Source organism: Streptomyces sp. AHA2, assembly GCF_036857595.1.
In the GTDB taxonomy this organism is placed as follows: domain Bacteria; phylum Actinomycetota; class Actinomycetes; order Streptomycetales; family Streptomycetaceae; genus Streptomyces.
Genome location: NZ_JAUQWJ010000043.1, coordinates 1 through 9,321, shown reverse-complemented (window position 1 = coordinate 9,321; position 9,321 = coordinate 1). Strand labels below are relative to the sequence as shown.

Annotated in this window: 12 protein-coding genes; 8 read left to right on the top strand and 4 right to left on the bottom strand. The window is 71.1% G+C overall.

Going from position 1 to position 9,321, the window contains the following annotated elements; genetic code table 11:
- The first annotated feature begins 195 nt into the window (after window positions 1–195).
- From Q5694_RS34670 to Q5694_RS34660, 3 genes are all read left to right on the top strand, one after another.
- On the top strand, window positions 196–1,341 hold the full coding sequence (locus Q5694_RS34670) for a GAF domain-containing sensor histidine kinase (protein WP_333937501.1): 1,146 nt from the start codon (window positions 196–198) through the stop codon (window positions 1,339–1,341).
- Window positions 1,334–1,975 (top strand): response regulator transcription factor, encoded by a 642-nt coding sequence (locus tag Q5694_RS34665; RefSeq protein ID WP_333937500.1) that lies wholly within the window; start codon window positions 1,334–1,336, stop codon window positions 1,973–1,975. The genes Q5694_RS34670 and Q5694_RS34665 overlap by 8 nt, the downstream gene beginning before the upstream one ends.
- A gap of 156 nt (window positions 1,976–2,131) precedes the next feature.
- Window positions 2,132–2,374 (top strand): chaplin, encoded by a 243-nt coding sequence (locus Q5694_RS34660; protein ID WP_030852293.1) that lies wholly within the window; start codon window positions 2,132–2,134, stop codon window positions 2,372–2,374.
- A 309-nt stretch (window positions 2,375–2,683) separates the two neighbouring features.
- On the opposite strand, the gene Q5694_RS34655 is transcribed toward Q5694_RS34660, so the two are convergent.
- The gene (locus tag Q5694_RS34655) at window positions 2,684–3,469 is read right to left on the bottom strand and encodes a hypothetical protein (RefSeq protein ID WP_333937498.1); all 786 of its coding nucleotides are present in this window, start codon (window positions 3,467–3,469) and stop codon (window positions 2,684–2,686) included.
- A 161-nt stretch (window positions 3,470–3,630) separates the two neighbouring features.
- Between Q5694_RS34655 and Q5694_RS34650 the strand changes: the two genes are divergently transcribed.
- The 3 genes from Q5694_RS34650 (at window position 3,631) to Q5694_RS34640 (ending at window position 6,037) form a co-directional block, all read left to right on the top strand.
- Window positions 3,631–4,428 (top strand): ABC transporter ATP-binding protein, encoded by a 798-nt coding sequence (locus Q5694_RS34650; RefSeq protein ID WP_333937497.1) that lies wholly within the window; start codon window positions 3,631–3,633, stop codon window positions 4,426–4,428.
- Window positions 4,429–4,521: 93 nt separating this feature from the next.
- Window positions 4,522–4,953, top strand: a complete 432-nt coding sequence (locus Q5694_RS34645; RefSeq protein WP_333937496.1) for an NfeD family protein — start codon at window positions 4,522–4,524, stop codon at window positions 4,951–4,953.
- A 124-nt stretch (window positions 4,954–5,077) separates the two neighbouring features.
- Window positions 5,078–6,037 carry an SPFH domain-containing protein gene (locus tag Q5694_RS34640; RefSeq protein WP_333937495.1) on the top strand — a complete coding sequence of 320 codons (960 nt, stop codon included), beginning with the start codon at window positions 5,078–5,080 and terminating at the stop codon, window positions 6,035–6,037.
- Window positions 6,038–6,102: 65 nt separating this feature from the next.
- Here the strand turns inward: Q5694_RS34640 and Q5694_RS34635 are convergent, their stop codons facing one another.
- The 3 genes from Q5694_RS34635 to Q5694_RS34625 form a co-directional block, all read right to left on the bottom strand.
- Window positions 6,103–6,609: an HNH endonuclease gene (locus tag Q5694_RS34635; RefSeq protein WP_333937494.1), complete on the bottom strand. Its 507-nt coding sequence runs from the start codon at window positions 6,607–6,609 to the stop codon at window positions 6,103–6,105.
- Between the two features lie 213 nt (window positions 6,610–6,822).
- On the bottom strand, window positions 6,823–7,362 hold the full coding sequence (locus Q5694_RS34630; RefSeq protein WP_333937493.1) for a YbhB/YbcL family Raf kinase inhibitor-like protein: 540 nt from the start codon (window positions 7,360–7,362) through the stop codon (window positions 6,823–6,825).
- Between the two features lie 53 nt (window positions 7,363–7,415).
- Window positions 7,416–8,198 (bottom strand): sporulation protein, encoded by a 783-nt coding sequence (locus Q5694_RS34625; protein ID WP_333937492.1) that lies wholly within the window; start codon window positions 8,196–8,198, stop codon window positions 7,416–7,418.
- 144 nt (window positions 8,199–8,342) lie between these two features.
- Here Q5694_RS34625 and Q5694_RS34620 point away from each other — a divergent pair, with 144 nt between their 5' ends.
- Window positions 8,343–8,984 carry a DNA-3-methyladenine glycosylase gene (locus tag Q5694_RS34620; protein WP_333937491.1) on the top strand — a complete coding sequence of 214 codons (642 nt, stop codon included), beginning with the start codon at window positions 8,343–8,345 and terminating at the stop codon, window positions 8,982–8,984.
- A 128-nt stretch (window positions 8,985–9,112) separates the two neighbouring features.
- Window positions 9,113–9,321: hypothetical protein (locus tag Q5694_RS34615; protein ID WP_333937490.1), on the top strand; the 209-nt coding region annotated here is incomplete at its 3' end.

The following is a 9,321-nucleotide window of genomic DNA, read 5'->3' as shown; positions in this document are numbered from 1 at the left end:
GCCAGGCCACCCGGCGGACCTGCGCCAGGCCACCCGGCGGACCTGCGCCAGGCCACCCGGCGGACCTGCGCCAGGCCGCGGGGCGGACCTGCGCCCCGCCCCGCGGCCTCCGCCCAGCGACCTAGGCCCAGCGGCCCGGCCCCCGCCACCACCGGTCCGATCCGCGCCGTCACAGCGCGCCGGTACCGTGAGGACATGAGTCACGGCCCCCGGTCCGGCCTCGCCGCGGTGAGCTCCGCGCTGCTGGCCATGAGCAGACACCTCGAGGTGCGCGACGTCCTGAAGACGATCGTCGCCTCGGCCCGTGAGCTGCTCGACGCGCAGTACGCCGCGCTCGGCGTGCCGGACGACCACGGCGGCTTCGCCCAGTTCGTCGTCGACGGCGTCAGCGAGGAGCAGTGGAAGGCCATCGGCCCGCTCCCGCGCCAGCACGGCATCCTCGCCGCGATGCTGCGCGAGGCCAGGTCCGAGCGCCTGGCCGACGTCCGCAAGGACCCCCGCTTCGAGGGCTGGCCGAAGGCCCACCCGGACCTGGTCGACTTCCTCGGCCTGCCGATCCGCGACGGCGACGAGGTCATCGGCGCCCTGTTCCTCGCCAACAAGAACTGCCCCAAGCCCGAGGGCAGTTGCGGCTTCACCCAGGACGACGAGGAACTGCTCGGCATCCTCGCCCAGCACGCCGCGATCGCCCTCACCAACGCCCGCCTGTACGAACGCAGCCGCGAGCTCACGATCGCCGAGGAGCGCTCACGGCTCGCCCACGAACTGCACGACGCGGTCAGCCAGAAGCTGTTCTCCCTGCGGCTGACCGCCCAGGCCGCGGCCCGCCTGGTGGACCGCGACCCCTCCCGCGCCAAGGGCGAGCTGCAGCAGGTGGCGGCGCTGGCCGCCGAGGCGGCGGACGAACTGCGCGCAGCGGTGGTCGAGTTGCGCCCGGCCGCACTCGACGAGGACGGTCTGGTCGCCACTCTGCGTACCCAGATCCAGGTCCTCGACCGTGCCCACAGCGCCCGCGTCACCTTCACGGGCCACGGCGTCAGAGCCCTGCCCGCCTCCCAGGAGGAGGCCGTTCTGCGGGTCGCCCAGGAAGCGCTGCACAACGCCCTGCGCCACTCCGGCGCCGGCCACGTCGACGTGACGCTGGAACGGCGCGGCGGGGGAGCGGTGCTGCGGGTGGCCGACGACGGCAGCGGATTCGACCCGAGCGCGGTCCGCCGCGCCGGCCGTCACCTCGGTCTGGTGTCGATGCGGGACCGGGCGAGCGGCGCCGGCGGCACGCTCACCGTGGAATCGGCGCCCGGCAAGGGCACCACGATCGAGATGGAGGTCCCCGGTGGCTGACGCAATCAGGGTGCTGCTCGTCGACGACCACCAGGTGGTCCGCCGGGGCCTGCGCACCTTCCTCGAAGTGCAGGACGACATCGAGGTCGTCGGCGAGGCCGCGGACGGCGCCGAAGGGGTGGAGCGCGCCGAGGAGTTGCGGCCCGACGTCATCCTCATGGACGTCAAGATGCCGGGCATGGACGGGGTCGACGCCCTGCGCAGACTCCGCGAGCTCGACCATCCCGCGCGCGTGCTCGTCGTCACCAGTTTCACCGAGCAGCGCACGGTCGTCCCGGCCCTGCGCGCGGGCGCCGCCGGGTACGTCTACAAGGACGTCGACCCCGACGCGCTCGCCGGTGCCATCCGCTCCGTCCACGCCGGGCACATCCTCCTCCAGCCGGAGGTCGCCGGCGCCCTGCTGTCCCAGGAGGAGGCCAACTCCGGCCCGGGCAGGGGAGGGTCCCTCACCGAGCGGGAGCGCGAGGTGCTCGGCCTGATAGCGGACGGCCGCTCGAACCGGGAGATCGCCCGGGCCCTCGTGCTGTCCGAGAAGACCGTCAAGACCCACGTCTCGAACATCCTGATGAAGCTCGACCTGGCCGACCGGACCCAGGCGGCGTTGTGGGCCGTCCGCCATGGTGTGACGGGCTGACACGCTCACCCCACGGCAACGCGGAAGGTTGCGTTCCGGACTGAGATTCATACTGTCGTGGGAACGTCCCCCGGATGGCGCATCCTCCGGGGATCTTCGCCGTTCTCCAGTGCGTGCTGCGGCGCCTGCCGCGGCAATCGCTAGGAGGGCTCAGAAGTGAAGAACCTGAAGAAGGCAGCGGCCGTGACGATGGTGACGGGTGGCCTGCTGGCCGCGGGCGCGGGCATGGCCTCCGCCACCAGCGCGCACGCCGACGGCCAGGCCGTGGGCTCCCCGGGCGTCGGCTCGGGCAACGTCGTCCAGGCCCCGGTGCACGTGCCGGTCAACGTCTCCGGCAACAGCGTGAACGTCGTGGGCATCCTGAACCCGGCCTTCGGCAACCTCGCCGTCAACCACTGACGCACCGCCTCCGTCCCCGAGCCGGAGGTGACACCGGCCTCCCGGCACGCCCGGGAGGCCGGCCCGCACGGCCGCCGGCCCCGCGCCCCTCAGCGGCGGGCACCCGACTCGGCTTCAGCCGCAGGCACCCGACCCAGCGTCAGCCGTAGGCGCGCGTCCCACTGGGCTGCGGGCATGCGTGCCGCTCAGGGCGGCACGGGTGGGAGCCGGGGACACCCCTGCTCGAAGAGCCCGGGGCAGCACCTCGCAACGCCGGATCGCACAACGCCGTGACCCCGGCCCCGAGGCCGAGCGCGACACGAGCCCCCGTCACCGCACCCCCCGCTCCCGCTCCTCCACAACGGAGTTGTACGCCGCGACCTGCGCCCGCCGAGCCGTCCGCTCCACCGGCCGCAGCGCCTCCCGCCGCGCCGAGATCTCCGACGCACTCACCGCACCCCCGTGCCCGGTACCGGTCGCCACGGCGATGAGCGTCCCCACCCGCTGCGCCAGCTCCAGCACCCGCACCGCCCGCGGCGGATACCCCGGCGCCAGCACCTCCCGCCCCCGCTCGGCCCGGGCCCGGTACGCGTCGACGGCCGCCTCGGCTACCGGTCCCGACCCGGCCACGTCCAGCCGCGTCAGCACCTCGGTCGCCTCGCGCAGGGCCTCCGCGAGCTCCCGCTCCGCCTCACCCAGCGACGGCACGTCCGCGGGGGGCGCCTCCCGCACGGGCAGCACATGCCACACCACCTCGTCGCGCACATGCTCGGGCCCGGCCTCGTACACGTCCGGCACCAGCCCGAGCGCGACCCCGTGACAGATCACCGCCTCCTCGGCCTCCAGCGCCCGCGCGTTGAATTCCGGCGGCCCGCTCAGACCCAGCGGATGCCCCGGCGCCGGCAGCGCCACCCGCAGCCCGGTCGCCCCGAGCCGGCGCAACCGTCCCAGCGCGAGCGTCAGCCCGACCTGGCCCGACTCGTCCGGCAGTCCCGCCACCCGGTGCACCGCGTCCTCGCCGACGATGGCGAGCACCGCGTCATCCGGAGAGACAAGTCCGGCCAAAAGGGCGTTTCCCCAAGCGGCGAGGCGCCCGGCACGTGGTTCAGCAAGCATGCCTCCACCCTAGGACCCTCCAAGGACCGGACCGAGGGAATGCCCCGGTCGGCCGGTGGCGTAGATTTCATGGAGGGCTGCGCCCACCGGCGCGGCGGACCGAGCCACAGGCGTACGCGACAGCCGAGACCGGCCACACTGCAAGGGGAGACAACGCGCTCATGAGCGATGTTCTGGAGCTTCAGGACGTATCCGTGGTCCGCGAGGGCCGGGCTCTGGTGGACCAGGTCTCCTGGTCGGTCAAGGAGGGCGAGCGCTGGGTCATCCTCGGCCCCAACGGCGCGGGCAAGACCACCCTCCTGAACCTCGCTTCCACCTACCTCTACCCCAGCTCGGGCACCACCACCATCCTCGGCGAGACCCTCGGCCGCCCCGGCACCGACGTCTTCGAGCTGCGCCCCCGCATCGGCATGGCCGGCATCGCCATGACCGAGAAGCTCCCCAAGCGCCAGACCGTCCTGCAGACGGTCCTCACCGCCGCATACGGCATGACCGCCACCTGGCACGAGGACTACGAGGAGATCGACGAACAGCGCGCCCGCGCCTTCCTCGACCGGCTCGGCATGAGCGACTACCTGGAGCGCCGGTTCGGCACCCTCTCCGAGGGCGAGCGCAAGCGCACCCTCATCGCCCGCGCCCTGATGACCGACCCCGAGCTGCTCCTCCTCGACGAGCCCGCCGCCGGCCTCGACCTCGGCGGCCGCGAGGACCTCGTCCGCCGCCTCGGCCGCCTCGCCCGCGACCCCATCGCCCCCTCGATGCTCATGGTCACCCACCACGTCGAGGAGATCCCGCCGGGCTTCACCCACGTCCTCATGATCCGTCAGGGCAAGGTCCTGGCCGCCGGTCCGCTGGAGCTGGAACTCACCTCCCGCAACCTCTCCCTCTGCTTCGGCCTCCCGCTCGTCGTCGAGCAGTCGGGCGAGCGCTGGACCGCACAGGGCCTCCCGCTGTCCTGACCCGCCCGCGCACCGCGCAAATCCCCGGGCGGGAGCGGGATTTCACCACGGGCGCCCTGTCGGCGACCGGGTCCGCGGACCTACCATGACCACGTGGACATCGACGCTTGGCTGTGGTGGCTCATCGGCGCGACGGCGCTCGGCATCGCGCTCGTGGTCACCGCGATGCCCGAACTCGGCATGCTCGCGGTGGGCGCCGTCGCCGCCGCGCTGACCACCGGCGTCTTCGGCGGCGGAGCCGTCGCCCAGGTCGTCGTCTTCGCCGTCGTCTCGACCGCGGGCATCGCCGTCGTACGCCCCATCGCCAACCGGCACCGCGCCCAACGGCCCCAGTTCGCCTCCGGCGTGGACGCCCTGAAGGGCCGGCAAGCCGTCGTCCTGGAGCGCGTCGACGCCTCCGGCGGCCGGATCAAGCTCGCCGGCGAGATCTGGTCGGCCCGCGCCCTCGACACCGGCCGCGCCTACGAGGTGGGCCAGGAAGTGGACGTCGTGGACATCGAGGGAGCCACCGCCGTCGTCATGTGACCCCGCACGACGCAACTGGCGAGAACTCCTCGCGGGGTACGCGACGGTCTGTCAGACTCGACCAGCAAGATCAACCTAGGATCTTCCGAAGGCGCCGAGGCGGAGAAGGGTACGGGGAACGTCGATGGAACCGGTCATCATCGTCCTGATCATTCTGGTGGTGTTGGTCTTCATCGCCCTGATCAAGACGATCCAAGTCATCCCGCAGGCCAGCGCGGCCATCGTCGAGCGGTTCGGCCGCTACACGCGCACACTCAACGCGGGCCTCAACATCGTCGTGCCGTTCATCGACACCATCCGCAACCGCATCGACCTGCGCGAACAGGTCGTCCCCTTCCCGCCCCAGCCGGTGATCACCCAGGACAACCTGGTCGTCAACATCGACACCGTCATCTACTACCAGGTGACCGACGCCCGCGCCGCGACCTACGAAGTCGCCAGCTACATCCAGGCGATCGAGCAGCTCACCGTCACCACGCTCCGCAACATCATCGGCGGCATGGACCTGGAGCGCACCCTGACCTCCCGCGAGGAGATCAACGCGGCGCTGCGCGGCGTCCTCGACGAGGCCACCGGCAAGTGGGGCATCCGCGTCAACCGCGTGGAACTCAAGGCGATCGAGCCGCCCACCTCCATCCAGGACTCGATGGAGAAGCAGATGCGCGCCGATCGCGACAAGCGCGCCGCGATCCTCCAGGCCGAAGGCGTCCGCCAGTCCGAGATCCTGCGAGCCGAGGGCGAGAAGCAGTCCCAGATCCTGCGCGCCGAGGGTGAGGCCAAGGCCGCGGCCCTGCGTGCCGAGGGCGAGGCCCAGGCCGTCCGCACGGTCTTCGAGGCCATCCACGCCGGCGACCCGGACCAGAAGCTCCTCTCCTACCAGTACCTGCAGATGCTCCCGAAGATCGCCGAGGGCGACGCCAACAAGCTCTGGATCGTGCCCAGCGAGATCGGCGACGCCCTGAAGGGCCTGTCCGGCGCCATGGGCAACTTCGGCAACATCGGCGGGGGTTCTGGCGGCAACGGGGGCGCGTCCGCCGGCGGCGTCCCCGCCCAGGAACGCCGCGAGAAGCCGTACATCGACTGACCCGGCACCCACGTGAGAAGGGGCCCGCCTCCCTCCCGGGAAGCGGGCCCCTTCTCACGCGACGGCTACGCGGCGGGCTGCGCCAGCCACTCCGGCAGCGCCTCGAAGTCGTCCTGCCCCAGCGCCAGCAGCATCGCGTCCGCCGGCGTCGGCTCGAACGGCTGCCGCAGCAGCGGCATCCCCGCCTCCTCCGGAGTCCGGTTCGCCTTGCGGTGGTTGTCCACCGCGCACGAGGCCACCGTGTTCAGCCAGCTGTCCTGACCGCCCTGCGACCGCGGCACCACGTGGTCCACGGTCGTGGCCCGACGCCCGCAGTACGCGCACCTGTGCCGGTCCCGCACCAGCACACCCCGCCTCGACCACGGAGCGCGTCTTCGGAACGGCACCCGTACGTATCGGCAGAGCCTGATCACCCGCGGCGCGGGTATGTCGACCGCCGCTCCCCGCATCCGCAGTTCGGGGTGGGCCTGCTCGACGACGGCCTTGTCCTGAAGCACCAGAACGACGGCTCGGTTCAGCGTCACCGTCGACAACGGCTCGAAGCTCGCGTTCAGTACCAGCGTGTCCCGCATACCAGCCCACCTCCCGTGTGCACCGGCCCACCCCCTGGCGGGCTGGGATCAACTCTGGCCGGGCACGCCGAGATGGACAACGCAATATCTGCTGCTCCCACAGGGGGTGACCCCCGCGACCCCCGGCAACAAGAAAATGCCCGCTCCTGATCAATTCCAATACCAGGAGCGGGCAAACGTCGTATGAACGCCGGGATGGCGCGAGAGGGGGGCTCAGCCCTCGGCGGGCACCTCGTACTCACCGATCAGCTGGGCCCGCCCGATCGTGTGGAACCGCAGGTTGAAGCCGACGACGGCCGGTGAGGCGTCCGCGTCCACCCCCAGCTTCTCCTGGTCCACGGCGTACACCGTGAACACATAGCGGTGCGGCCCGTCACCGGGAGGCGGCGCGGCCCCGCCGAAGTCCTTGCTCCCGTAGTCGTTACGGGCGTGCACCGCCCCCTCGGGAAGCCCCTCGAACCTGCCGCCGCCCGCACCCGCCGGCAGCTCGGTCACCGACGCCGGGATGTCGAACAGCACCCAGTGCCAGAACCCGCTGCCCGTCGGGGCGTCGGGGTCGTAGCAGGTCACGGCGAAGCTCTTGGTCTCGGGCGGGAAGCCCTCCCACCGCAACTGCGGAGAGGTGTTGCCGGCCGCTTGGACCTGAGCGTCCTTGAGCGTGGCGCCCTCGCGGACGTCCTCGCTCGTCACCGTGAACGACGGCACGGGCGGATGGAAGTCGTGGGGGAGCGGCCGCCGCTTGAGCTCGGTCACCTCGGTACCTCCTGGATCGTTTGGTGCGTGTCCCCCCGAGCCTAGAACCTGCCCTAGAACCAGTTGCGCTTGCTGCCCACCTCGGAGAGCCACTGGTTGAGGTACGCCGTCCAGTCGGTCGCCTGGTAGTCGTTCAGACCCACCTGAAAGGAGCGGAAGGTGTCGCTGCCCTCGCTGAACAGCCCCGGCTTCTTGTCCATCTCGAGCACCACGTCCATGGCGTGCTGGTCGGCCACGAAGCTCAGCTCGACCTGGTGCAGCCCCCGGTACTGCTGGGGCGGGAAGAACTCGATCTCCTGGTAGAACGGCAGCTTCTGCCGCGTGCCCCGGATGACACCGCGCTCCATGTCCGCGTTCTTGAAGCGGAACCCGAGCTGGATGAACGCGTCCAGGATCGCCTTCTGCGCCGGCAACGGGTGCACGTTGATCGGGTCCAGGTCACCGGAGTCCACGGCGCGCGCGATCTCCAGTTCGGTGGTGACGCCGATGTTCATGCCGCGCAGCGCCTGCCCGTCGATCATCGTGATCGGCGTCTCCCACGGGATCTCCAGCCCGAACTGCACCGCGTGCACCGCGTTGGCCTGGAGCTCGAACGCACCGCCCAGCCGGGACTTCGTGAACTCGATGTCCTGCTTGTACTCCTGGTCCCCGCTCTCCACCTCGACCTTCGCCTGCAGCCCGACCGACAGCCCCTCGATCTGCTGGTTGACGGACCCGCCCTGGATGCGCACCTCACCCTGGACGACACCGCCCGGGACGACGTTGACCTCGTGCAGCACCGTCTCGACCGAAGCCCCGCCGGCCCCCAGGCTCGCGAGCAACTTCTTGAACGCCATGTCTCTCCCTCTCGCCCACTACGGGTGGATCCTTGATCCCTACGAACGCTCTCCGGCCGCGGCCGGTTCCATGCCCCACCCTGGCAAGAGCCGGTGCCGGCGGCCACCCCGTGGCCGCATCCGTCTCCAGTACCCTCGGACGGCATGATCGCGAGCCCCGACCGTACGCCCCTGCCCAGGGAGTTCTTCGACCGGCCCGTCCTCGAGGTCGCCCCCGACCTGCTCGGCCGCATCCTGGTCCGCAGCACCCCGGACGGCCCGATCGCCCTCCGCCTCACAGAGGTGGAGGCGTACGACGGTGAGAACGACCCGGGCTCCCACGCCTACCGCGGCCGCACGGCCCGCAACGCGGTGATGTTCGGCCCGCCCGGTCATGTGTACGTCTACTTCACCTACGGCATGTGGTTCTGCATGAACCTGGTGTGCGGTCCCGAAGGCAGGTCGAGCGCGGTCCTGCTGCGCGCCGGCGAGATCATCGAGGGCGCCGAACTCGCCCGCACCCGTCGACTCTCGGCCCGCAACGACAAGGAACTGGCCAAAGGCCCCGCCCGGCTCGCGACGGCCCTGGACGTGGACCGCTCTCTCGACGGCACGGACGCCTGCACCACGGGGGACACCCCGCTCCGCATGCTGACCGGCACCCCCGTCCCCTCCGACCAGGTACGCAACGGACCGCGCACCGGCGTCTCCGGGGAAGGGGCCGTCCACCCCTGGCGGTTCTGGGTCGCCGACGACCCGACGGTGAGTCCCTACCGGGCGCATGTCCCGAGGCGCCGCCGAAGTTGACTCGCCCCCCGAGGGTGCGTAAGGTAGTCCGAGCCGCTTGAGCCGGACAGGGCGATCGCCCGCAGCCGGAAGCGGCCAAACCACTACCTGGCGACTCCCCTCAGCAGGGGCGAATTCGACGTGTCCGCATGTCTGAATTCGACGCCGAAAGACTCGATTATGAGTTGGACGGGGAATCGGCTAACGTAGTGAATGTCGAAAGGCCGACGAGCGAAAGCCCGGGGCCGACGGCAAATCCCGCCGACAGGGAATCGGATCGAAAAGATCTGATAGAGTCGGAGACGCAAGACCGAAGGGAAGCGCCCGGAGGAAAGCCCGAGAGGGTGAGTACAAAGGA